The sequence below is a fragment of the Mycobacterium sp. MUNTM1 genome (assembly GCF_054660795.1).
Genome location: NZ_BAAGDE010000013.1, coordinates 98,837 through 121,887 on the forward strand (window position 1 = coordinate 98,837; position 23,051 = coordinate 121,887).

Here is a 23,051-nt window from a genome sequence, read left to right on the forward strand (position 1 = left end):
ACTGGGCCGCCAACAGGTTTGTACCGATGTGAGGGAGAGCAGGTAACCCGATGTTTGAAAGATTTACCGACCGAGCACGGCGGGTCGTCGTCCTGGCGCAAGAAGAGGCCCGGATGCTCAACCACAACTACATCGGCACCGAGCACATCCTGCTGGGTTTGATTCACGAGGGTGAAGGCGTCGCGGCGAAGTCGCTGGAGTCGCTGGGCATCTCGCTCGAGGGCGTTCGCAGCCAGGTCGAGGAGATCATCGGCCAGGGCCAGCAGGCCCCGTCGGGACACATTCCGTTCACGCCGCGCGCCAAGAAGGTTCTCGAGCTGAGCCTGCGCGAGGCGCTGCAGCTGGGCCACAACTACATCGGCACCGAGCACATTTTGCTGGGCCTGATCCGTGAGGGTGAGGGCGTGGCCGCGCAGGTGCTGGTGAAGCTGGGCGCCGAACTGACCCGGGTGCGCCAGCAGGTGATCCAACTGCTGAGCGGCTACCAGGGCAAGGAGGCCGCGGAGGCCGGCACCGGTGGCCGCGGCGGCGAATCCGGCAGCCCGTCCACCTCGCTGGTCCTCGACCAGTTCGGTCGCAACCTGACGGCGGCCGCGATGGAAGGCAAGCTCGACCCGGTCATCGGCCGCGAGAAGGAAATCGAGCGGGTGATGCAGGTGCTGAGCCGGCGCACCAAGAACAACCCGGTGCTGATCGGCGAGCCCGGTGTCGGCAAGACCGCCGTGGTCGAGGGCCTGGCGCAGGCGATCGTGCACGGCCAGGTTCCCGAGACGCTGAAGGACAAGCAGCTCTACACGCTGGACCTGGGTTCGCTGGTGGCGGGCAGCCGCTACCGCGGTGACTTCGAGGAGCGCCTGAAGAAGGTGCTCAAGGAGATCAACACCCGCGGCGACATCATCCTGTTCATCGACGAGCTGCACACCCTGGTCGGAGCCGGCGCGGCCGAGGGCGCGATCGATGCCGCGAGCATCCTGAAGCCCAAGCTGGCCCGCGGCGAGCTGCAGACCATCGGCGCCACCACGCTCGACGAGTACCGCAAGTACATCGAGAAGGACGCCGCGCTGGAGCGCCGCTTCCAGCCGGTGCAGGTCGGCGAGCCGACCGTGGAGCACACCATCGAGATCCTCAAGGGTCTGCGCGATCGCTACGAGGCGCACCACCGGGTGTCGATCACCGACGGCGCGATGGTGGCCGCGGCCACCCTGGCCGACCGCTACATCAACGACCGGTTCCTGCCCGACAAGGCGATCGACCTGATCGACGAGGCGGGCGCCCGGATGCGCATCCGGCGGATGACCGCGCCGCCAGACCTGCGCGAGTTCGACGAGAAGATCGCCGAGGCGCGCCGGGAGAAGGAATCGGCGATCGACGCCCAGGACTTCGAGAAGGCGGCCAGCCTGCGCGACCGCGAGAAGCAGCTCGTGGGCCAGCGCGCCGAGCGCGAAAAGCAATGGCGCTCAGGCGATCTCGATGTGGTTGCCGAGGTCGATGACGAGCAGATCGCCGAGGTGCTGGGCAACTGGACCGGCATCCCGGTGTTCAAGCTGACCGAGGCCGAGACCACCCGGCTGCTGCGCATGGAGGATGAGCTGCACAAGCGGATCATCGGCCAGGAGGACGCCGTCAAGGCCGTCTCCAAGGCGATCCGCCGCACCCGGGCCGGGCTGAAAGACCCCAAGCGCCCGTCGGGTTCGTTCATCTTCGCCGGCCCGTCCGGTGTCGGTAAGACCGAGCTGTCCAAGGCGCTGGCCAACTTCCTGTTCGGCGACGACGACGCGCTCATCCAGATCGACATGGGTGAGTTCCACGACCGGTTCACCGCGTCGCGGTTGTTCGGTGCCCCGCCGGGATACGTCGGCTACGAAGAGGGCGGCCAGCTCACCGAGAAGGTGCGGCGCAAGCCGTTCTCGGTGGTGCTGTTCGACGAGATCGAGAAGGCCCACCAGGAGATCTACAACAGCCTGTTGCAGGTCCTCGAGGACGGCCGGCTCACCGACGGTCAGGGCCGCACGGTCGACTTCAAGAACACCGTGCTGATCTTCACCTCGAACCTCGGCACGTCCGACATCTCCAAGCCGGTCGGCCTGGGCTTCACCCAGGGCGGCGGTGAGAACAACTACGAGCGGATGAAGCAGAAGGTCAACGACGAGCTGAAGAAGCACTTCCGCCCGGAGTTCCTCAACCGCATCGACGACATCATCGTCTTCCACCAGCTGACCAAGGACGAGATCATCCGGATGGTCGACCTGATGATCAACCGCGTGGCGACCCAGCTCAAGAGCAAGGACATGGCCCTCGAGTTGACCGACAAGGCCAAGGCGTTGCTGGCCAAGCGTGGTTTCGACCCGGTGCTGGGCGCCCGTCCGCTGCGGCGCACCATCCAGCGCGAGATCGAGGACCAGCTCTCCGAGAAGATCCTCTTCGAGGAGGTCGGTCCGGGCCAGGTCGTCACGGTCGACGTCGACAACTGGGACGGCGAAAGCGCCGGCGAGGACGCGAAGTTCACCTTCACCGGAACCCGCAAGCCGCCGGCCGAGCCGGACCTGGCGAAAGCCGGAGCGCACAGCGCCGCCGACCCGGGGCCGGACGCGCAGTAGCGAACCAGCGGAAACGGGCAGCGAAGCGGGTCGACACCTAAGGACCAGTCGATCTCGGACTACCGCCCGTTTTCGCTGCCCCCTACACTGACCGTTGTCATCGACGTGTCACGGAATCTGGTGAAAGTCCAGAACGGTCGCGCCACTGTCCAAAGTCAGACCCGAGACTCGTCATACCCAGCGGGGACGCGTTATCCCCAGAAGGAGTCGATTGTGTCCCACCCGCAGCTAACCGGCGGCCGCACCCGATCCGTTGACCTGTCCGCGGCACGCACCGCGCTCTGGTTCGCCGCGACCGCCTTCCTCGCGTTGCTGGCGCTGTACTTCGTCGGTGTCGACCAGGGCGCGGTCTCGCTGTTCGGCAGCGACTCGCACGTGCACGAGTTCGTGCACGACGCACGGCACCTCCTCGGCTTCCCCTGCCACTGACCGGCTCTCGTGGAGAAACGCCTGATCGGGGGCGGTGTTCTGGCGGGTGCTGTCGGCGCGGTGCTGGCATTCGTTTTCGCCCGCCTGTGCGCCGAGCCCGTTATCGGCCGCGCAATCGCTTTTGAAGACGGCCGCACCGACGCCGAGAATGCGCACGGCGTACACGAGCATGGCGCCGAGTTGTTCACCCGCGGCGTGCAGTCCGGACCCGGGCTGGGTTTCGGTGTGCTGATCTTCGGCCTCGCGATGGGCGCCCTGTTCGCCGTGCTGTTCAGCGTCGTCTATGCGCGGACGAAAACCGCTCACCCGCAAGCTCTTTCGCTGCGGTTGGCGGCCGGGGCCTTCGGGGCGGTGTACCTGGTGCCGTTCGTGAAGTATCCGCCGAACCCGCCGGCGGTCGGACAGGCCGACACCATCGGGGCGCGCACCGGCTGGTACCTGGTGATGGTGCTGGTGTCGGTGGTGCTGGCCATCGGCGCGGTCTGGCTGGCGCGGCGCCTCGCCGGCCGGTTCGGCGCGTGGAACGCGAGGCTGCTCGCGGCGGGCGCGTATCTGGTCGTGATCGTCGGGGTGGCGGTGCTACTGCCGGGCGTGGACGAGACGCCCGAACCGCTGCGCGACGCCGCGGGGACGATCATCTATCCGGGCTTTCCCGCCGACGTCCTCTACGAGTTCAGGTTGCTGTCGCTGGCCACCCAGCTGGTGCTGTGGGCGGGCATCGGCCTGGTGTTCGCGACGGTCAGCGGTCGGCTGCTGTCGGTGCGGGTGCCGGGCGGGCAGGCGTCGAGCATCGCGGCGTGACCGAGGTCGCCCGGCTGACCCTGCTCTCACATGGCATGACGGATGCCATGGCGGATCGGCGTTTTCCCGCCGACGAGCCGCTGAACGCGATCGGCCGCCGCCAGGCCGAGGCGATGGACGGCGTCGCCGGTGCCGCCCCGCGCCGGCTTTGCGGACCCGAGCGGCGCACCCGGCAGACCGCGAGATTGCTTGGCCTGCAAGCCGAAAGCGAGCCGCTGCTGGCCGACCTCGACTGCGGACGGTGGCGCGGCCGGGCGCTTGCGGCCGTGCCGCCGGGGGAACTCGAGGCGTGGCTGGGTCAGCCGGCCGCCGCGCCACACGGCGGTGAATCGATCGCCGAGCTGATCTCGCGGGCTTCGCGGTGGCTGGAATCGTTGGCCGCCAACCCATTACGCACGGTGGCGGTGACGCACCCGGCGGTGATCCGCGCGGCGATCGTGGCGGCGCTGGGCATCGACCCGGCGTCGTTTTGGCGGATCGACGTCTCGCCGGTGACCCGCGTCGACCTGCACCTGCGGGGCGGCCGTTGGACGCTGCGGTTGTGAGCCTCAGCGCGGGGCGATCAGCGCGAAGGCCTGCTTGGCGACCTTGAGCATCCAGCCGGTCACCGTGGGGCCGTGATCGCGCGGCCAGTTCAGCTGAAAGCTGACCACCCACGGCTGCCGCGTCTTGTCGACGGCATACCAGCTGAACGTCAGATCACCGGGCAGGCCACCGGCTTTCGCGCCGATATACGGCCACACGTTGCGATCAAGCTGGATGCCCGCGACCGCGGAGAGGATGTCGCGAACCGGTGCGGCCTTGCCGACCGCGTCGGCCTGCAGCGCGGCGTGGACCCGGCAGATGTCCTCGGCGTTGCCGTACCACTCCGCGCCGTAAGAGGACGCCGGCGAATGGGCCCGCATCGGATCCGGGTCATAGGGCGTCGAATTCGCCTGTTCCAGCAGCTGCCCGCGAACTTGCGGCGACCCGTGTTCCCATTGGTCGCGCAGGTCGGGCCGGCCCCAGCCGACCGAGAACAACTCGTACATGGTGGGGAACGGGGTCATGCTGGCCGGGTCGTGATGACCCGCGGTGGCCAGCGCTTCGGAGATGGCGTGGGTGCCCATCTTTCCGATCAGCAGGTCGGTCGCCATGTTGTCACTCGTGGCGATCATCTTCTCAGCGGCGGTGCGGACCGAAACGTGGGCTCCGGTGGGCAAAGCCAGCCCCGACGAGCCGACGGCCCGGCTCTTGTCGGTGACGGTCAGCTGGTCATCCCAGGACACCGTCCCGTCCTTGATCGCGCCCGCCAGCGCATGCAACACGTACAGCTTGAAAATGGATGCCAGCGGCAAAGATTCGTGCGTGTTGGTGCCCGCCACCGGGTCGCAATGCCCGTCGTCGACCTTGGCGACCTGATAGGAGTAGCGCGCACCCGTCTTGCTCAGCACCGCGTCGATGTCGTGCCACGAGTTGATCGTCGGCGCCTGCGTTTCGAGATCGAATCGATCCACCGAGCCGCCGTCGTCGGTGTGAATCCGGATGTCTTGCCGGGCACCGTAGGACGAGGTCAGGTGCAGGGTCGCCACGCTCGCGCCGAGGTCGACGCCGTTGAGCGCGAACGGACGGTCCCACCACAGCGCCTCCATGGTGGTTTCCACCGACTCGACCTTGTCGGGCGCGGCCAGGGTGCGAACCCCGACCGGGCCGATGGGCCAGTCCGAGTTGAGCATGTCCAACGTCTGCTGCGCCCGGATGCCGGGCGGGGTCCGGGTGTCGATCTGCCGCCCCGGATTCGCCGCGTTCGCCTGCGGGGAGGGGTTGGGGGCGCACCCGGGCGCCGATGTCACCACCAGAGCGGCGGCCGCGCTCAGCGTCAATGCGCGGCGCCAGGCCGACAGCCCGCTAGCCACCCTGCTTGTTGCCGGCAACGTCCATCACAACCTCGAATTCCAGCAGCGACGCCCCGGTCGCCACCGGCTTCGCCCGCTCACCGGAGTGTGCCTCGATCGCGGGTCCCTGTGCCCACGCCTGGAACGCCTCTTCGGACTCCCACTGGGTCACCACGAAGTAGCGGTTCTCGCCCTTGATCGGGCGGAGCAGCTGAAAGCCGAGGAAGCCGGGCTGGTTGTCGACGGCGTGCGCCCGGTGGGCGAACCGCTTCTCCAGCTCCGGGCCGGCGTCGGCGGGTACTTCGATTGCGTTGATCTTCACCACTGGCGACATGCCGCTAGGCTACCCCGCCCCTCCCCGTGCTCGGGCCGAGGGCGGTGCACGCAAGATGGTGCTATGCCCAGCCAACTGCTGACTTGCCACGGGGGAGACGGTGAGCCGCTGGTGCTGGTGCACGGCCTGATGGGGCGGGGGACCACCTGGCCGCGGCAGCTGCCCTGGCTGACCCGGCTGGGCACCGTGCACACCTACGACGCCCCGTGGCACCGGGGTCGCGACGTCGACGATCCGCACCCGATCAGCACCGAACGGTTCGTCGCCGATCTGGCCGACGCGGTGGGCTCACTGGCGGCGCCGGCCCGGCTGGTCGGGCATTCGATGGGTGCCCTGCACTCGTGGTGTTTGGCGGCCGAGCGCCCCGAGCTGGTGTCCGCGCTGGTGCTCGAGGACATGGCGCCAGACTTCCGCGGCCGCACCACCGGCCCCTGGGAGCCGTGGCTGCATGCCCTTCCGGTCGACTTCGATTCCGCCGAACAGGTTTTCGCCGAATTCGGGCCGGTCGCCGGCCAGTATTTCCTGGAGGCCTTCGACCGCACCGAGACCGGTTGGCGGCTGCACGGCCACACCGCGCGCTGGATCGAGATCGCCGCCGAGTGGGGCACCCGGGATTACTGGACGCAGTGGCGCGCGGTGCGCGCCCCCGCGCTGCTCATCGAGGCCGGCAATTCGGTGACCCCGCCGGGACAGATGCGGGAGATGGCCGAAATAGGTTCCGCGGCAACGTATTTGCGGGCACCGGACGCCGGTCACCTGATTCACGACGAGGCGCCCCGGCTGTACCGCGAGGCGGTCGAGTCGTTTCTGCGGGCTCCGCGCCCGGCCTGACGCGCTACTCCTCGCCGGCCAGCGCGAACCGGCCGTCGCGCGTCTGCGTCACCAAGCCGTCGGCCAGCAGCGAATACAGCGCGCGGTCGCGCTGTGCGGTATCGGTCAGCCAGGCCACATCCAGCTCGGCGCGGGATACCGGAGAGTCGTTGGCGCGCAACACATCCATCAGCCGCCCGCGGACCTGACGGTCGGTTCCGGCGTAGGTCTGGGCCCGGCGGGGCGGGCCCTGCGCCGGCGGATGGCCGGCGTCGCGCCACGCGCACCGGTCCAGCGGGCACAACCCGCAGCGCGGCGCGCGCGCCGTGCAGACCGTCGCGCCCAGTTCCATCAGCGCGACGGAGAACTTCGGTGCCGCTCCGTCGGCCGGTAGCAGCGCCGCCACGTCGGCGTGGTCGCGGGTCGCCGACGGCGCGCCCGCGTCGGCCAGGCCGTGCACCACGCGCGCCACCACCCGGCGCACATTCGTGTCCACCACCGGCACCGACCGGCCGTAGGCGAAGCAGGCGATCGCGCGGGCGGTGTAGCTGCCGACCCCGGGCAGCGTCAGCAGGGTCTCGACGTCGTCGGGCACAACGTCGCCGTGGTCGCGCGCGATCACGACGGCGCACTCGTGCAACCGCTTGGCCCGGCGCGGATAGCCGAGCTTGCCCCAGGCGCGCAGCACGTCCGCGGCGCTGGCCGCGGCCGTGGCCGACGGGGTGGGCCAGCGCCGCACCCAATCCGTCCAGATCGGCAGCACCCGCGATACCGGCGTCTGCTGCAGCATGAATTCGCTGACCAGGATCTGCCACGCGCTCACCCCGGGCTCGCGCCAGGGCAGATCGCGGCTCGAAGTTTCGTACCAGTGAACAAGATTGGTGACTGATATGAACCCTGGGCCCGCAACCGGCGAATGCGGCATGATGTCAGCCATGCCTAACACCAGTCCGGTAACCGCGTGGAAGTCACTCAAAGAGGGTAACGAGCGATTCGTCGCCGGTAAGCCACAGCATCCCAGCCAAAGTGTTGAGCATCGGGCCAGCCTGGCCGCGGGCCAGAGCCCCACCGCGGTCGTCTTCGGCTGCTCCGACAGCCGAGTGGCCGCCGAGCTCATCTTCGATCAGGGCCTGGGTGACATGTTTGTGGTGCGCACTGCCGGGCAGGCCATCGACTCGGCGGTGTTGGGCTCCATCGAGTTCGCCGTGGCGGTCCTCGATGTGCCGCTGATCGTCGTGCTGGGTCACGACAGCTGCGGCGCCGTCAAGGCGGCACTGGCCGCGATCGATGAGGGCGCGATACCGGGCGGTTTCGTGCGCGATGTGGTGGAACGCGTGGCCCCATCGGTCCTGATGGGCCGGCGCGAGGGGCTGAGCCGCGTGGACGAGTTCGAGAAGCGACACGTCTGCGAAACCGTCGCGCAGCTGACGTCGCGGTCGGCGATCATCGCCGAGCGGGTGGCCGCCGGCACCGTCGGGGTCGCGGGGGTCACCTACCACCTCGCGGACGGGCGGGCGGAGTTGTGCGACCACGCGGGCGACATAGGCGAATAGCACCGGGTCGCGCACCCGCGGCGCGGACTTCCGCACCGTCACTACACGCAGGTTGCCCAGCAAACCTGGCGACACGCCGGGGCGGGTCAGCCGAATCGATGTGACCTGGGCCTACGCTGCGAACGTGCTCGATCTGGAACCGCGTGGCCCGCTCCCCACCGAGATCTATTGGCGGCGCAGAGGCCTGGCCATTGGTATCGCGGTCGTCGTGATCGGGATCGTGGCCGCCATCGTCATCGCCTTCATGGGGCATAACGCGGGAGCCAAGCCCGCCAATGCCGACAAAGCCAGCGCCGCTCAGAACAAGCCGGGATCGCCTGCGCCGCAAGCGCCCCCGCCGCCGGGACCCGAGGGCCCCGCTCCGGCGGTACCGCCGGCGCAGGGACAGAATCCCGAGACCCCCACACCCACCGCCGCGGTCCAGCCGCCGCCGGTGCTGAAGGAGGGCGACGACTGCCCCGATTCGACGCTGGCGGTCAAGGGCCTGACCAACGCGCCCCAGTACTTCATCGGTGACCAGCCGAAGTTCACCATGGTCGTCACCAACATCGGCCTGGTGGCCTGCAAGCGCGACGTCGGCGCCGCGGTGCTGGCGGCCTACGTCTACTCGCTGGACAACAAGCGGTTGTGGTCGAACCTGGACTGCGCCCCGTCCAACGAGACGCTGATCAAAACCTTCACGCCCGGCGAGCAGGTCACCACCGCGGTGACCTGGACCGGCATGGGCTCGGCGCCGCACTGCCCGCTGCCGCGTCCGGCGATCGGGCCGGGCACCTACAACCTCGTCGTGCAGCTGGGCAATCTGCGCTCGATGCCGGTTCCGTTCATCATGAACCAGCCGCCGCCGCCCCCGGGACCGGTGCCCGGGCCGGGTCAGCCGGGCGCCGTGCCCCAGCCGGAGGCGCCGCCCGTCCCCCCGCAGCCGGCCGGCTGAGGCTCTGAACGCGCGTCAGCGCACACCTAGCTCAATGAGTCGGTGATCGTCGACTCCGCCAGCTGCGACAGTCCCTCCCGCACGTGGCGGGCCCACATCGCGCCGATGCCGTCGACCGATTGCAGGTCGCTGGCGCTGGCCGCCAGCACGTTCTGCAGCGTCCCGAACGAGCGGACCAGCAGGTCGGCGTGGGCGAACTGCAGCCGCGGAATGCCGGCCAGCGCCCGGTAGCCGCGCGGGCTGACCGCCGAATCCTGCGCCTCGGCGGTGGTCGGATACCCGAAAACCTTTGCCAAGATGGTGAAGTCGAGCAGCTCGGTATCCGAGAGCGCGTCCAGCTCGTCCAGCGTGGCCGCCATCTGCACCTCGGACAACGGCTCCGGGCTGGCGTGATAGTCACGCACGATCAGCTCGCGGGCGTTGTCGTTGCCGCCCAGCAGCTCGTCGAGCTGTAGCCGCAGCTGGCGCCCGTCGGTGCCGAGTTCGACGACGTCGTTGTCGATCACCTGGCCGATCCGGCGGACCAGCTCCAGCCGCTGCACCACCGTCATGACGTCGCGCAGCGTCACGAAGTCCTCGATCTCCGCGCGCGAGAGCTGCCGACTGACCTCGTCGAGCCGGATCTTGTACCGCTCCAGGGTGGCGATGGCCTGGTTCGCCCGCGACAGGATGGTCGCCGAGTCGGCGACCACGTGGCGCTCGCCGCCCACGTAGACGGTCACGATGTTCATCGAATGGCTCACCGAGATCACCGGGTAGCCGGTCTGGATCGCGGCGCGCTCCGCGGAGCGATGCCGGGTGCCCGACTCGTCGGTGGCGATCGACGGGTCCGGAACCAGCTGCACGTTGGCCCGCACGATGCGGCTGCCATCGGTGGACAGCACGACGGCGCCGTCCATCTTCGCCAGCTCGCGCAGCCGGGTCGGCGCGTAGCGCACGTCCAGAGCGAAGCCGCCGTCGCAGATGGCCTCGACGGCCTCGTCGTTGCCGAGCACGATCAGCGCGCCGGTGCGGCCACGCAGGATGCGTTCCAGGCCGTCGCGCAGCCCGGTGCCCGGAGCCAGGCGGGCGACAGTTTCACGCAGCGTCGGACGGGTCACAGCGTGTCATTCTTCCGGCCCGACGCGTCACGCGTCCAGCCACGGCGGGTTTGCGGGAGCGCCGCCGCGGTGGTCGGCGATGTCGATCATGTGCTCCAGCGCCGCCACGATGGTGGGTGCGCGCAGCGCCCGCATCCCGTTCGGCACGATCTCGCGCCGGGGATCGTCCCCGTCCGGGATGAGCGCGATGGAAAACCCCTGGCGCGCGGCTTCGGACAGGCGCCGCTCCATGCCGCTGACCCGCCGCAGGTCCCCGGCCAGCCCCACCTCGCCGATCATCACCGCCGTGGTGGGCAGCGGCAGGCCGGCCAGTGCCGACGCGAGCGCAACCGCGACCGCCAGGTCCGACGACGGGTCGGTCAGCCGCATGCCGCCGACCGTGGACAGGTAGATGTCGTTGGCGCCGACGGGCAGCTTGGCGTGCTTTTCCAGCACCGCGGTGATCATCGCGGCCCGGGAATGGTCGATGCCGCTGACGGCGCGCCGTGGCGAGCCGCCCGCCGGCATGGCCAGCAGCGCCTGCACCTCGCCGATCAGCGGCCGTTTGCCGTCGAGCGTCACCGTGATCGCGGTGCCGGGCACCGGGGCCGGACGCTGATCCAGGAACAGGTTCGACGGGTCGGCGACACCCTCGATCCCGTTGTCGTGCAACAGGAAACACCCGACCTCGTCGGCGGCCCCGAACCGGTTCTTGATCCCACGGACCATGCGCAGTGAGCCGTTGCGGTCGCCTTCGAAGTGCAGCACCACGTCCACCAGATGCTCGAGGGAACGCGGCCCGGCGATGGCGCCGTCCTTGGTGACGTGCCCGACCAGGATCAGCGCGACCGCATTGGTTTTGGCCGCGGCGGTCAGCGCCGACGTCACCGCGCGCACCTGCGTGACGCCGCCGGCCACGCCGTCGGCCTCGGTGGTGGACATGGTCTGCACCGAGTCCACGATCACCAGCGCGGGCTTGACCGTGGCGATGTGCTCCAGCACGGTATGCAGGTCGGATTCGGCGGCCAGATAGAGCTCGTCGCTGCCACAGCCGATGCGGTCGGCGCGCAGCCGGATCTGACCCGCGGACTCCTCACCGGAGATGTACAGCGCACGGCGGCCGGATTGCGCCCACCGATGCGCGACCTCGAGCAGCAGCGTCGACTTGCCCACCCCCGGATCACCGGCCAGCAGCGTGACCGAGCCGGGCACCACGCCGCCGCCGAGCACGCGGTCGAGTTCGCCTACCCCCGTCGTGCGGTGCTGGCTGGCGTTGGGCTCGATGGACGTGATGGGCACGGCCGGCGACGCCGTGGCCAGGCCGCTGCGACGGCCTGCGACCGCGCTGAGCACCGGGACCTCGTCAACGGTGCCCCAGGTGCCGCATTCCATGCAGCGGCCGACCCATTTCGCGGTGATGTGCCGGCATTCCGAACACCGGTATTGGGAGCGCGCAGTTGCCACGCCATGACGGTATCGAGCCGCTACGACAAGCCCGCGTCACGACAGGCGGTTACCCCGCCTGGTTTTGCTGCGGCGGCGTCAAACCGGCCGAAATCGGCACGGCGACGGTGGCCTGCCCGGCCTTCTCGAAGTTGAAGGTGAAGTTATAGGTGAGGCCGTTGGAGATCGGCTTTGCCAGATTGACGGTCGCCCTGGCCGCCGCGGTGTTGGAACCGACCGGTCCGGGAGCCACCTTCTGGCCTTCCGGCGTACCGATGAACAGCGAACCGCCGGCGGGCAGCCGGGCGTCGCCGCTGACCGTCACTGTGCCGATGTCGGTGGTGATGCCGACCAGCCGGTCGGCGGTGTTCGGCGACTGGTTCACGGCCACCAGCACCAGGTCCACGGTCCGGCCCGGCTGGAGGTAGTCGCCGGTTTGGTTGGCCTGGATCCTGATGTCGCGCAGCGCCACGTTGTTGAACGTGACCTTGTTGCCGTTGATGGCGGGCTCCTGGACCGCCATCTGCGACACCTGGCCGGCTCCGCAACCGCTCAGCAGGGTGGCCAGAACGGCCATCACCCCGGCGACTGCGAGCGTGGGACGGCCGAGGCGGATCTTGAAGCGGTTCACTCTCTCAGGCCTCCTGCTGAGCCGGTCCGACTGATGCAACTATGCACAGTAGTAGGAACGTCCCGCGCGCGATAGCGCGGGGCGCCAGACCAGCGCAGGAGCGCCCGAATGGGCCTCGGATAGGCCACCGCCGGGCGGGTTTCGGGGCGTTGGTAATGTGCTGCACTGCACGACTTGATCCCCATGTCAACCCCTAATCTGCGCGTGTTGTGCCCCTGACCTGCATCGTTGCTTCGCGCGTAGCTAGGCGGCCGTGTTAGGATGAAGTAACGAAAGGGGCTCGAATCAGATGATCTTCAAGGTCGGCGACACCGTTGTTTACCCGCATCACGGTGCTGCGTTAGTCGAGGCGATCGAAACCCGGACGATCAAAGGGGAACAAAAAGAATATCTCGTCTTGAAGGTGGCGCAGGGAGACCTGACAGTTCGAGTTCCCGCCGAGAACGCTGAGTACGTCGGTGTCCGCGACGTCGTCGGACAAGAAGGTTTGGACAAGGTTTTCCAGGTGCTGCGCGCGCCGCACACCGAGGAGCCGACGAACTGGTCGCGCCGCTACAAGGCCAATCTCGAAAAGCTTGCTTCCGGCGATGTCAACAAGGTCGCCGAGGTAGTCCGCGACCTGTGGCGTCGCGATCAGGAGCGTGGTCTGTCGGCCGGCGAGAAGCGGATGCTGGCCAAGGCCCGTCAGATTCTGGTCGGTGAATTGGCGTTGGCCGAGAGCACCGACGACGCCAAGGCGGAGACCATCCTCGACGAGGTTCTGGCCGCCGCTTCCTGAAGGTCCTGACACTTCGGTGGCCCCGGAGACGGGCACCTCAGGCAAAGTAGTCGCAGTCGTCCCCGCCGCAGGGTCGGGCGAACGGCTGGCTGCGGGAATCCCCAAGGCATTCTGTTTGGTCGACGGCCGCACGCTGCTGCAGCGAGCGGTCGCCGGTTTGCTGGATTCCGGGGCCGTCGATCACGTCGTGGCGGCGGTTCCTGCCGACCGCATCGACGAGGCCGAGCGGGTGCTGGCTGACCAGGCCGGCGCCGGGCAGGCCACCGTCGTCGCCGGCGGCCCCGACCGCACCGAATCCGTCAAACTCGCCCTGGCTGCCCTGCCGGCGGCGGCGCCCGAGTTCGTGCTGGTGCACGACGCCGCGCGGGCGCTGACGCCCCCGGCGCTGATCATCCGCGTGGTGGAGGCGCTGCGGGCCGGCCACGTTGCCGTGGTGCCCGCGCTGCGGCTGCATGACACCATCAAGGCCGTGGACGCCAACGGGGTGGTCCTGGGGACACCGGAGCGCGCCGGGCTGCGCGCCGTGCAGACCCCGCAGGGCTTCGCCACCGGCCTGCTGCTGCGCGCCTACGCGGCCTGTCACGCCGGTGGCGGCGCCGGTTTCACCGACGACGCGTCGCTGGTCGAGCATGTCGGCGGCCAGGTGCAGGTGGTCGACGGCGATCCGCTGGCGTTCAAGATCACCACCCGGCTCGATCTGTTGCTGGCCGAGACCGTGGTGCGCCGATGACCGCGTTGCCGCGGGTGGGCCTGGGCGTCGACGTGCACCCGATCGAACCCGGGCGGCCGTGCCGGCTGCTGGGTCTGCTCTTCGCCGACGCCGACGGCTGCGCGGGCCACTCCGACGGCGACGTGGGGGTGCACGCGCTGTGCGACGCGGTGCTCTCGGCGGCCGGGCTGGGCGATGTGGGCGCGGTATTCGGGGTCGACGATCCGCGCTGGAAGGGCGTCAGCGGCCCCGACATGCTGCGCCATGTCGCGGAACTGGTGTCGCGGCAAGGCTTCCGGGTCGGCAACGCCGCCGTGCAGGTCATCGGGAACCGGCCGAAAGTCGGTCCGCGTCGCGATGAGGCGCAGTGGGTGCTGTCGGAATTGCTCGGCGCGCCGGTCTCCGTGTCGGCGACGACGACCGACGGGTTGGGGCTGACCGGACGCGGTGAGGGCCTCGCCGCCATCGCCACCGCGCTGGTGGTCCCCATCGGGTAAGCCCGCGCAGCGCCGGGCGCCGGGGAACTACCCGGTAAGCTGGCACGTCGTGACCGATCACGCCCGCTTGCGGCTACACGACACGGCGGCCGGTGCCGTGCGTGATTTCGTCCCGCTGCGCGAGGGTCACGTCTCCATCTACCTCTGCGGCGCCACCGTCCAGGGCCTGCCGCACATCGGCCATGTCCGCAGCGGCGTGGCCTTCGACATCCTGCGCAGGTGGCTGATCGCGCGCGGCTGCGACGTCGCGTTCATCCGCAACGTCACCGACATCGACGACAAGATCCTCAACAAGGCCGCCGCGGCGGGCAGGCCGTGGTGGGAATGGGCGGCCACCTACGAGCGCGCCTTCAGCGCCGCCTACGACGCCCTGGACGTGCTGCCGCCGTCCGCCGAGCCGCGAGCCACCGGGCACATCACCCAGATGGTCGAATTAATGGGACGGCTGATCGAAACCGATCACGCCTATGCCGCCGGCGGCGACGTCTACTTCAACGTGCTCAGCTACCCGGAGTACGGGCAGCTGTCCGGCCACAAGATCGACGACGTCCACCAGGGCGAAGGGGTGGCCACCTGCAAACGCGATCAGCGTGACTTCACGCTGTGGAAGGCCGCCAAGCCCGGCGAGCCGTCCTGGCCCACCCCGTGGGGCCGCGGGCGCCCGGGCTGGCACCTGGAATGCTCAGCGATGGCCCGCACGTATCTGGGGCCGGAATTCGATATCCATTGTGGCGGAATGGATTTGGTGTTCCCGCACCATGAGAACGAGATCGCCCAGAGCCGCGCCGCCGGCGACGGTTTCGCCCGCTACTGGCTGCACAACGGCTGGGTGACGATGGGCGGCGAGAAGATGAGCAAGTCGCTGGGCAACGTGTTGGCCATCCCGGCGTTGCTGCAGCGGGTGCGCGCCGCCGAGCTGCGCTACTACCTGGGCAGCGCCCACTACCGGTCAATGCTGGAGTTCTCCGAGGTGGCCCTGCAGGACGCGGTGAAAGCCTATGTGGGCGTTGAGGAATTCCTGCACCGGGTGCGGGTGCGGGTCGGGGGCGTCGAGCCCGGGCAGTGGACGCAGAAGTTCGCCGAGGCGCTCAACGACGACCTGGCGGTGCCGGCCGCGCTGGCCGAGGTGCACCAGGCGCGCGCCGAAGGCAACCGGGCGCTGGACTCCGGCGATCACGAGGGCGCGCTGCGACATGCCGGCTCGATCCGCGCGATGATGGGCATCCTGGGCTGCGACCCGCTGGACGAACGCTGGGAGACCCGCGACGAAACGTCCGCGGCGCTGGCCGCCGTCGACGTGCTGGTCCAGGCGGAGCTGGAGAACCGGCAGAAGGCGCGCGAGGAACGCAACTGGGCGCTCGCCGACGAGATCCGCGACCGGCTCAAGTACGCCGGCATCGAGGTCACCGATACCGCCGACGGGCCGCAGTGGTCGCTGCAGGCCGGTGACGATAAGCGCGACAACTAGATGGCCGGCAACTCGCGTCGCCGTGGGGCGATCCGCAAAGAGGGCACCAAGAAGGGCCCGACCGTAGGTTCGGGGGGCCAGCGCCGCCGCGGCCTGGAAGGCCGTGGCCCCACTCCGCCCGCGCACATGCGTCCGAACCACCCGGCCGCCAAGCGCGCCAAGGCCCAGAGCCGTCGGCCGGCGCGGGGCCGAACCGACGAAGCCGAGACGGTGCTGGGCCGCAACCCGGTGCTCGAATGCCTGCGGGCGGGGGTGCCGGCCACCGCGCTCTACGTGGCGCTTGGCACCGAGGCCGACGAACGACTCACCGAATCCGTCACCCGCGCAGCCGATTTGGGCATCTCCATCCTGGAGGTGCCCCGTACCGATCTGGACCGGATGACCAGCAACCACCTGCATCAGGGGATCGCGTTGCAGGTGCCGCCCTACGATTACGCCCACCCCGACGATCTGGTTGCCGCCGCGCTCGCCTCGCCGCCGGCGCTGCTGGTCGCGCTCGACAACATCTCCGACCCGCGCAACCTGGGCGCCATCGTCCGCTCGGTGGCGGCATTCGGCGGCCACGGGGTGCTGATCCCGCAGCGACGCTCGGCCTCGGTGACCGCGGTCGCCTGGCGCACCAGCGCCGGTGCCGCGGCCCGCATCCCGGTGGCACGCGCCACGAATCTCAATCGGACACTGACGGATTGGGCCGCGCGCGGCCTGCGGATGGTCGGTCTGGACGCCGGCGGTGACACCACGCTCGACGACATCGACGGAACCGATCCGCTGGTGGTCGTCGTGGGTTCGGAGGGCAAGGGGCTGTCGCGCTTGGTGCGGCAGAACTGCGACGAAGTCGTGTCCATCCCGATGGCCGGAGACACCGAGTCGCTGAACGCGTCGGTGGCTGCCGGGGTGGTACTCGCCGAAATCACGCGCCAGCGCAGGAGTTGACCCCGGTGCCCGGCCGCCCCGCGCGCCGTGGTGCCGTGCTGGTGGTGTTGCTGGCCCTCGCGCTGTGGCCGGTCGGCGTTGCCCGGGCCGAAGCGACCGACTTCGACCTGCAGGCCCACCGCGGGGGCCGGGGCGAGACCACCGAGGAGTCCCTGCGCGGGTTCGCGAAGGCGCTCGAATTAGGCGTCAGCACATTAGAACTCGACGTCGTCCTGACCAAGGACGGGCAACCGCTGGTGTGGCATGACCCGACCATCCAGGCCGAGAAGTGCGCCGACACCGCGCCCGCGTTCGCCGGTGACCCGCAGTACCCGTACGTCGGCAAGCTCGTGCACGAACTCACCCTGGCGCAGGTCGACACCCTGGACTGCGGCCGGCGCCTCGATGAGTATCCCCGAGCCGAGGTGGTGCGGGACAACAAGATCGCGACGCTCCCGCAGGTCTTCGCGCTCGCCGACTCCTACCGCGCCGACGGGATCCGCTACAACATCGAAACCAAGGTGGAGGCAGACCGGCCCGGGACGTCGGCCGAGCCGCAGCAGTTCGTCGACGTGATCCTGGCCGCGGTCGAATCCGCGGGCAAGGTCGACCGGGTGGAGATCCAGAGCTTCGATTGGCGCACCCTGCCGCTGGTGCGGCGCGCCGACCCGGCAATTCCGTTGGTGGCCCTGTACGACGGACACACCTGGGCGCCGGACTCGCCCTGGCTGGCCGGCGAAAACCCAACGCTCATCGGCGATCCGCTGATCGGCGCGCGGATGGTGGGCGCCGGCAGCGTCTCACCGGATTACCGGCTGGTCACCGGCCAGTCGTACGTCGACCGCGCGCATGCCTTGGGGCTCAAGGTGATTCCGTGGACGGTCAATGACACCGCCGCCATGCGTCAGCAGATCGGATACGGGGTCGACGGCATCATCACCGACTATCCGACGCTGCTGCGCGGCGTGCTCGCCGAACTGGCGATGCCGTTGCCGCCGGCCTACCGGCGAGGCTAGCGCGCGACGCTGCCGGCCAGGTCGCCGTTGTCGAGGGCCGGCTGCTCGTCACCGCGGCGCGGCCGGCGCAGGTTCGCGCACGCGGCCCGCCACATCATGCCCGGGCGCAGCAGCCGCGACGCGGGATCGACGAGCGCGGTGACCTTGACGAACCGGTCGACCGCGACGGGGTCGTATTCGGCCGCGGTGAGGATGCGGTCGACGTATCCGTTGAGCAACCGGGTGAGCAGCGGCGGCGTGCCCTCGATCTCGGGCAGGCACAGGTCCGGGTTGGCCGACAGCTCCCACGCCTGGCGGATCGGCACCGCGGCGGCCCGGAAGAAACGCCGCGCCAAATCCTCTGTGCCCTCAGCCAGGCAGTCGCGCAGCGCCACCGCCTCCAGCGCGGCGACCGTCATGCCCTGGCCGTAGATCGGGTTGAAGCTGCAGATCGCGTCGCCCATCACCAGCAGGCCTTCCGGGAAGCGTTGCAACGTGTCGTAGCGGCGCCACTGGCTGGACGGCTGACCGTGCCGGGTCGTCTCCCCGATGGGTTCGGCGGATCGGACCGCGGCCAGCAGATGGGCCGGCGCGCAGTCCTCGACGAACTCGCACATCGACGCCAAATCCGGCCGCGGTCCGTGGCCTGCGATGCCGTAGACGGTGAACATCCAGGTGTCGTTCTCCGAGCGCAGCATGCCCAGCCCGCGCGGACGGCCGGGCGCCGCTCCGACGATGAAACCGAATTCGTGCAGCGCGTCCGGCGCCATGCGCAGGCGCTGGCTCACGTAGGTCAGCTGCACCGGCACATGAACCTCGGCCGGGCGCTGGTAGCCCAGGGCGGTCAGCCACGCCGGGGTGCGCGCGGCGCGCCCGGTCGCATCGAGCACCAGGTCCGCGCTCAGCGTGACGTCGTCGCGGGTGCGGCGATTGACCACCCGGGCGCCGGTCACCCGCCGGCGGTCTGAAGTCGTGGTCACGTCCACGATGTCGTGGTCGTCGAGCAGCGTGACCGTGGGGATCCGGCGCAGCCGCGCTCGGACATGCTCCTCGAGGAACGGCCGGGTGGCCAGGTAGGCGGCGAACGAAGGGGCGCTCCCCGAGCGCACCATCAGGTGGTCGCCCAGGCAGTAGTACAGCCGCGAGAGATCACGGCCATCCAGGTGATGCGCGCCGTCGAAGACCATCGCATCGAGGACACCGGGGAACAATTGCTCGAGCACCAGCGCGCCGCGAGGCAGCAGGCCGTGCAGGTGGCGACCCTGCGGCACGCCGCGGCGGGCGCAGGCCGTTTCGGGAGGGATGTCGGGCAGCGGATCGCGCTCCACCACCGTGACCGTCCCGAAGAACTCGCTGAGCGATCGCGCGGCCACCAGGCCGGCCATGCTCGCTCCCAATACCACCGCGTGATTGCCGATCGTTGCCATAGCCCACCGCCTGTGCTGAGCGCGTACCCGACAAAGGCCATGCTCATGGCCGAAAACGGCGGCCGACAGCGTAGTCGGCTACGCCATTGCCCCGGGGCGGCTACTCGCGATGCCAGCGAACGCCGGAAAAGCGGCCCGTGTGGTGCTCGCGCCCCGTTATAGTCGCCCAATGATCGGCGCCGAGGCGCTGGCGGGGCGCGCCAGCGAATTGGGAATCATCCGCCGTGCCCTGAGTGCGGGCGGCAACCACTCCGGCGTGGTGATCGCCGGAGCCCCCGGGGTGGGCAAGACCTGGCTCGCCCACGAAGTGCTGCGGCGGGCCGAGGCGTCGGGGGAGCGGACCAGGTGGATCGTGGGCACTGACTCGGCGCAGGCGCTGCCGTTGGGCGCGTTCATCGGGACGATGACCGAGGCCTTGAATGCGGCGCAGTCGGATCCGTTGACCGACGTGCGACGGGTGATCAATTCGTTTGTCGCGCAACAGCGTCAACGCCGCATGCTGATCGGGGTCGACGACGCGCACCTGTTGGACGGATTGTCCGCGATGGTCGTCCACCAATTGGCGCAGTCGGGCGGGGTCCGGCTGGTGGTCACCGTACGCATCGGCCTCGACGAACCCGACGCGGTGACGGCGCTGTGGAAAGACGGGCTACTGGAAAGGCTTGACCTCAAACCATTTTCGGCGGCGACGACACGCGAGGTCATCGAGAGCAAGCTGGACGGACCGGTCGACGCGCGCAGCGCGGCGCGGTTTCAGAAGCTGACCGGCGGCAACGCGCTGTTCCTGCGGCAGCTGCTGGCGGATCAGGTGGCCGCCGGGCGGATGCGCAAGACGGCCGGGGTGTGGATGTGGGACGGCGACGTCGCGGTCTCGGCGAGCCTGTCCGACACGGTGGGCCGTCAGATGGGGCGGCTCAGCCCGGGAGTGGCGATGGTGATCGACACGTTGTCGCAGTGTGAGCCGCTGGCCGTCGAGGTGCTCTGCGATCTGGCGCGGCGCAGCGACCTCGCCGCGGCCGAGCGGATGGGCCTGGTGAGCGTCGAACGCACCGGCGCCGGGTTGACGGCCAGGCTGGCCCACCCGCTGTTCGGTGAGCTGCGCCGCGCGAGCGCCGGTGAGCTGTATCTGTCGGAGATTCGCGGCAGGCTGGCGGCGCGGCTGGGCGATGACGGCGACGCCGACATGCAGGCGACGGTGCGCCGCGCGCTGCTGCGCCTCGAGTCAGACCTCGATCCCGACCCCGCGCTGTACCTGGAATCGGCACGGCATGCGATGACCCTGCTGGATCTGGATCTGGCCGACCGGTTCGCCACCGCCGCAACGGAAGCCGGGGCGCCCGGGGCGGCGGGGGTGCGGGCCATGAACCTGGCGCTGCAGGGACGCGGCGAGCCGGCCGAATCGGCGCTGCGCGCGATGGCCGACAGCGACCTGCCCGACGGCCGGCACTGGGCGACCGTGCGGGCGGCCAACCTGATGTGGAATCTCTTCGACCCCAACGGCGCGGCCGAGATCCTCGGCGGGCTTGGTGCGCTCGACTCCGAGACGCCCGCGCAGCGCGCGGAGCGGTTGGCGGTGCAGGCATGCCTGGACGCCGTGGCCGCGCGGTGCGAAACGGCGGCCGCAAATGCCCGGTCCGCGTTGGGTTTCCCCGACCTGCCCGGTTTCCACACGATGATGGCCTCGCTCGCGTTGATCATGGCGATGGGGGCGCTGGGTCAGGTCGATGAGCTCACCGGCGTGGCGGAGCAGACGCTGCGGCGCGCGACGACGTCGTTTCAGGCATCGCATATGCGGTTCTGGTTCGGCGCAGTCTACGGCCGGGCCTGCCGGCTGACCGGTCGCATCGATGAATATCTCAGCACCGCAAAACAACTGGCCGAATCGTCCCGTGACATTCCCGGCCTTGCGTATGCGAACCTGGCCCTACTGTCCGGCACCGCGGAGCTGGCTCGCGGCGCCGTCGCCGAGGCGACCCGGCTGGTGCACGAGGCGGTGGCCGGGGTGCAAACACACTATGTGACAACCGGTTTGCGGCCGGCGAGCTATTTCGCGCTGGCCGAGGCGCACGCCAAGCTCGGACAGGCCGGCGATGCGAACGATGCGGTCGCCGTGGCGCGGTCCTGCGTGCCGGCCGACTTTCTGTTCATGCACACCGCCCTGTCGCTGGCCGAGGGATGGGCGATGGCGGCGAGCGGCCGGCTGGTCGAGGCCGTGGCTTGCGCGGCGGAGGCGGCGCGACTGGCCCGCGACCGTCGCCAGCCCACCCACGAGCTGGCCTGCATCCAGGCGGCCGCGCAATGGGGCGACGCCGCGCACGCGGTGCGGGCGCGGGAGCTGGCCGACGCGTTGTCGCTGCCGCTGGCCGACGCCGTCGCATCGCACGCGCAGGCACTGTCGGCCCGCGATGGTGAGGGCCTGCTGGCGGCCTCGGCGGCGTACCGGCGCATCGGTGATCGGGTCGCGGCCGCCGATGCTGCGGCACAGGCCTCGGTGGTGTTGGACGAACACCAACACCACCGCCGCGCAATGTACGCGGCGGCGTTGGCCAGGGAACTGGCCGACGAGTGCGGCGGCCTGCACACGCCGGCGCTGCACACCCCGACGGGCCTGAAGTTGTCCGGGCGCCAGCGCGCCGTCGTCGAACTCGTGGTGGCCGGCCTGTCCAATCGCGAGATCGCCGAGAAGCTGGTGATGTCGGTGCGCACAGTGGAGGGCCACGTGTACCGGGCCTGCCAGCGCGTGGGCGCACAGTCGCGCGAGGAGCTGGCGTCGATCATCCGATCGGGCCCCTGCGGCTCGAACGCGCCCTAGAGTCCCAGCAGCCGCGCCGAGGCCCACAGCGCGAGCACCGCCACCGCCAGCGAGGCGGGCACCGTGCACACGCCGAGCCGGGTGTACTCGCCGACACCGGCGTCCACGTCGTGCTGGCGTAACACGCGCCGCCACAACAGGTTCGACAGCGAACCGACGTAGGTCAGGTTGGGGCCGATGTTCACCCCGATCAGCACGGCCAACACCGCCACCGGGCCGCTTGGCGCCACCAGCGGCAACAGCACCAGGGTGGCGGGCAGGTTGTTGACCACGTTGGCCAGCACGGCGGCTATGGCGGCGATGGCGAGCAACGCCGGCAGGCCCGAACCCGACGGCAGCACCGCCGACATCGCCCGGTCCATCCCGTTGAGCGTGACGGCCTGCACCACGACACCCAGCGCCAGCACGAACACCAGAAAAGACACATTCACCGAGCGCGCGATGTCGGCTACCGAGGTGTGCCCGTGGCGCAGGCTGCGCACCGCCAGGACGACGGCGCCGCACAGCGCCACCCAGGCCGGCGCGATCCCCACCGATTGTGCGACCGCGAACCCGGCCAGCGTCAGCGCGACCACCACCAACACGAACACCGGCGGTCGCGGCGGCGCGCCCAGCTCTTCCGGGTCCGGCCGCACCCGCAGGTCCCCGGCGAAGAACCACCGGAAGATCAGGTAGAGGACGGCCACCGCGCCCACCCACGGGGCGGCCATCGCCAAGGTGAACCTGGTGAACGAGATGTTGGCGGTGTGGAAGGCCAGCAGGTTGGTCAGGTTCGACACCGGCAGCAGCAGCGACGCGCCGTTGGCCAGGTGCGCGGTGGCGTAGGCGTACGGCCGCACCCGGGTCCTCTGTCGCCGCACGGCGGCCAGCACCACCGGGGTCAGCAACACCACGGCGGCGTCCAGGCTCAGCACCGCGGTGATCACCGAGGCGATGACGAACACCCGCCGCAACAGGCCGCCCGATCC

At 69.8% G+C, this 23,051-nt stretch carries 22 protein-coding genes; 14 read left to right on the forward strand and 8 right to left on the reverse strand.

Annotation, left to right across the window (positions count from 1 at the left end):
• Positions 1–50 precede the first annotated feature (50 nt).
• From clpC1 to ACYQ8K_RS10130, 4 genes are all read left to right on the forward strand, one after another.
• Complete coding sequence (gene clpC1 / locus ACYQ8K_RS10115; RefSeq protein WP_459968533.1) at positions 51–2,597, forward strand: ATP-dependent protease ATP-binding subunit ClpC; 2,547 nt, start codon at positions 51–53, stop codon at positions 2,595–2,597.
• A gap of 213 nt (positions 2,598–2,810) precedes the next feature.
• Positions 2,811–3,026, forward strand: a complete 216-nt coding sequence (locus tag ACYQ8K_RS10120; RefSeq protein WP_459968535.1) for a CbtB domain-containing protein — start codon at positions 2,811–2,813, stop codon at positions 3,024–3,026.
• 9 nt (positions 3,027–3,035) lie between these two features.
• A complete protein-coding gene (locus tag ACYQ8K_RS10125) occupies positions 3,036–3,827 on the forward strand; it encodes a CbtA family protein (RefSeq protein WP_459968537.1) in 792 nt (263 codons plus the stop codon).
• The gene (locus ACYQ8K_RS10130) at positions 3,824–4,372 is read left to right on the forward strand and encodes a histidine phosphatase family protein (RefSeq protein ID WP_459968539.1); all 549 of its coding nucleotides are present in this window, start codon (positions 3,824–3,826) and stop codon (positions 4,370–4,372) included. Before ACYQ8K_RS10125 ends, ACYQ8K_RS10130 begins: the two co-directional genes overlap by 4 nt.
• Before the next feature lie 3 nt (positions 4,373–4,375).
• Here the strand turns inward: ACYQ8K_RS10130 and ACYQ8K_RS10135 are convergent, their stop codons facing one another.
• Positions 4,376–5,740, reverse strand: coding sequence for a serine hydrolase (locus ACYQ8K_RS10135; RefSeq protein ID WP_459968541.1), 1,365 nt, complete (start codon positions 5,738–5,740; stop codon positions 4,376–4,378).
• Positions 5,715–6,035 carry a mycobilin-forming heme oxygenase MhuD gene (mhuD, locus tag ACYQ8K_RS10140; protein ID WP_406813845.1) on the reverse strand — a complete coding sequence of 107 codons (321 nt, stop codon included), beginning with the start codon at positions 6,033–6,035 and terminating at the stop codon, positions 5,715–5,717. The genes ACYQ8K_RS10135 and mhuD overlap by 26 nt, the downstream gene beginning before the upstream one ends.
• Positions 6,036–6,098: 63 nt before the next feature.
• On the opposite strand from mhuD, the gene ACYQ8K_RS10145 reads away from it, so the two are divergent.
• Positions 6,099–6,866, forward strand: a complete 768-nt coding sequence (locus ACYQ8K_RS10145) for an alpha/beta fold hydrolase (protein WP_459968544.1) — start codon at positions 6,099–6,101, stop codon at positions 6,864–6,866.
• A gap of 4 nt (positions 6,867–6,870) precedes the next feature.
• Here the strand turns inward: ACYQ8K_RS10145 and ACYQ8K_RS10150 are convergent, their stop codons facing one another.
• A complete protein-coding gene (locus ACYQ8K_RS10150; RefSeq protein ID WP_459968545.1) occupies positions 6,871–7,782 on the reverse strand; it encodes an HhH-GPD family protein in 912 nt (303 codons plus the stop codon).
• Between ACYQ8K_RS10150 and ACYQ8K_RS10155 the strand changes: the two genes are divergently transcribed.
• Complete coding sequence (locus ACYQ8K_RS10155) at positions 7,781–8,398, forward strand: carbonic anhydrase (protein WP_459968546.1); 618 nt, start codon at positions 7,781–7,783, stop codon at positions 8,396–8,398. The two genes, ACYQ8K_RS10150 and ACYQ8K_RS10155, sit on opposite strands and share 2 nt — an antisense overlap.
• Before the next feature lie 124 nt (positions 8,399–8,522).
• Entirely contained in the window at positions 8,523–9,332 is an 810-nt protein-coding gene (locus tag ACYQ8K_RS10160) for a hypothetical protein (protein ID WP_110882041.1), read from the forward strand.
• Between the two features lie 26 nt (positions 9,333–9,358).
• On the opposite strand, the gene disA is transcribed toward ACYQ8K_RS10160, so the two are convergent.
• From disA to ACYQ8K_RS10175, 3 genes are read right to left on the reverse strand one after another with little or no spacing between them, the layout of a single operon-like run.
• The gene (gene disA, locus ACYQ8K_RS10165) at positions 9,359–10,432 is read right to left on the reverse strand and encodes a DNA integrity scanning diadenylate cyclase DisA (RefSeq protein WP_459968549.1); all 1,074 of its coding nucleotides are present in this window, start codon (positions 10,430–10,432) and stop codon (positions 9,359–9,361) included.
• Between the two features lie 27 nt (positions 10,433–10,459).
• Positions 10,460–11,875, reverse strand: coding sequence for a DNA repair protein RadA (gene radA / locus ACYQ8K_RS10170; RefSeq protein WP_459968551.1), 1,416 nt, complete (start codon positions 11,873–11,875; stop codon positions 10,460–10,462).
• A gap of 49 nt (positions 11,876–11,924) precedes the next feature.
• Positions 11,925–12,485 (reverse strand): hypothetical protein, encoded by a 561-nt coding sequence (locus tag ACYQ8K_RS10175; RefSeq protein WP_459968553.1) that lies wholly within the window; start codon positions 12,483–12,485, stop codon positions 11,925–11,927.
• A 289-nt stretch (positions 12,486–12,774) separates the two neighbouring features.
• Here ACYQ8K_RS10175 and carD point away from each other — a divergent pair, with 289 nt between their 5' ends.
• From carD to ACYQ8K_RS10205, 6 genes are read left to right on the forward strand one after another with little or no spacing between them, the layout of a single operon-like run.
• Positions 12,775–13,263, forward strand: a complete 489-nt coding sequence (gene carD, locus ACYQ8K_RS10180; RefSeq protein WP_003419482.1) for an RNA polymerase-binding transcription factor CarD — start codon at positions 12,775–12,777, stop codon at positions 13,261–13,263.
• 16 nt (positions 13,264–13,279) lie between these two features.
• Complete coding sequence (gene ispD / locus ACYQ8K_RS10185) at positions 13,280–13,993, forward strand: 2-C-methyl-D-erythritol 4-phosphate cytidylyltransferase (protein ID WP_459968555.1); 714 nt, start codon at positions 13,280–13,282, stop codon at positions 13,991–13,993.
• On the forward strand, positions 13,990–14,469 hold the full coding sequence (gene ispF / locus ACYQ8K_RS10190; protein ID WP_459968557.1) for a 2-C-methyl-D-erythritol 2,4-cyclodiphosphate synthase: 480 nt from the start codon (positions 13,990–13,992) through the stop codon (positions 14,467–14,469). Before ispD ends, ispF begins: the two co-directional genes overlap by 4 nt.
• A gap of 49 nt (positions 14,470–14,518) precedes the next feature.
• Positions 14,519–15,937 (forward strand): cysteine--tRNA ligase, encoded by a 1,419-nt coding sequence (cysS, locus tag ACYQ8K_RS10195; protein ID WP_459968559.1) that lies wholly within the window; start codon positions 14,519–14,521, stop codon positions 15,935–15,937.
• Positions 15,938–16,870: a 23S rRNA (guanosine(2251)-2'-O)-methyltransferase RlmB gene (gene rlmB / locus ACYQ8K_RS10200; protein ID WP_459968561.1), complete on the forward strand. Its 933-nt coding sequence runs from the start codon at positions 15,938–15,940 to the stop codon at positions 16,868–16,870.
• A gap of 41 nt (positions 16,871–16,911) precedes the next feature.
• Complete coding sequence (locus ACYQ8K_RS10205) at positions 16,912–17,865, forward strand: glycerophosphodiester phosphodiesterase (RefSeq protein ID WP_459968573.1); 954 nt, start codon at positions 16,912–16,914, stop codon at positions 17,863–17,865.
• Here ACYQ8K_RS10205 and ACYQ8K_RS10210 read toward each other — a convergent pair.
• Entirely contained in the window at positions 17,862–19,271 is a 1,410-nt protein-coding gene (locus ACYQ8K_RS10210) for an FAD-dependent oxidoreductase (protein WP_459968563.1), read from the reverse strand. The genes ACYQ8K_RS10205 and ACYQ8K_RS10210 overlap by 4 nt on opposite strands.
• A 169-nt stretch (positions 19,272–19,440) precedes the next feature.
• Here ACYQ8K_RS10210 and ACYQ8K_RS10215 point away from each other — a divergent pair, with 169 nt between their 5' ends.
• On the forward strand, positions 19,441–22,083 hold the full coding sequence (locus ACYQ8K_RS10215; protein WP_459968565.1) for a helix-turn-helix transcriptional regulator: 2,643 nt from the start codon (positions 19,441–19,443) through the stop codon (positions 22,081–22,083).
• Here the strand turns inward: ACYQ8K_RS10215 and ACYQ8K_RS10220 are convergent.
• A partial coding sequence (locus ACYQ8K_RS10220; RefSeq protein WP_459968567.1) for an SLC13 family permease occupies positions 22,080–23,051 on the reverse strand: 972 nt, incomplete at its 5' end. The genes ACYQ8K_RS10215 and ACYQ8K_RS10220 overlap by 4 nt on opposite strands.

Bases quoted from the DNA above. Each gene is read 5' to 3' on its own strand.
- clpC1 (WP_459968533.1), top strand. From the start codon at position 51: ATGTTTGAAAGATTTACCGACCGAGCACGGCGGGTCGTCGTCCTGGCG.
- mhuD (WP_406813845.1), bottom strand. From the start codon at position 6,035: ATGTCGCCAGTGGTGAAGATCAACGCAATCGAAGTACCCGCCGACGCC.
- ACYQ8K_RS10145 (WP_459968544.1), top strand. From the start codon at position 6,099: ATGCCCAGCCAACTGCTGACTTGCCACGGGGGAGACGGTGAGCCGCTG.
- ACYQ8K_RS10155 (WP_459968546.1), top strand. From the start codon at position 7,781: ATGCCTAACACCAGTCCGGTAACCGCGTGGAAGTCACTCAAAGAGGGT.
- ACYQ8K_RS10150 (WP_459968545.1), bottom strand. From the start codon at position 7,782: ATGGCTGACATCATGCCGCATTCGCCGGTTGCGGGCCCAGGGTTCATA.
- carD (WP_003419482.1), top strand. From the start codon at position 12,775: ATGATCTTCAAGGTCGGCGACACCGTTGTTTACCCGCATCACGGTGCT.
- ispF (WP_459968557.1), top strand. From the start codon at position 13,990: ATGACCGCGTTGCCGCGGGTGGGCCTGGGCGTCGACGTGCACCCGATC.
- rlmB (WP_459968561.1), top strand. From the start codon at position 15,938: ATGGCCGGCAACTCGCGTCGCCGTGGGGCGATCCGCAAAGAGGGCACC.
- ACYQ8K_RS10210 (WP_459968563.1), bottom strand. From the start codon at position 19,271: ATGGCAACGATCGGCAATCACGCGGTGGTATTGGGAGCGAGCATGGCC.
- ACYQ8K_RS10215 (WP_459968565.1), top strand. From the start codon at position 19,441: ATGATCGGCGCCGAGGCGCTGGCGGGGCGCGCCAGCGAATTGGGAATC.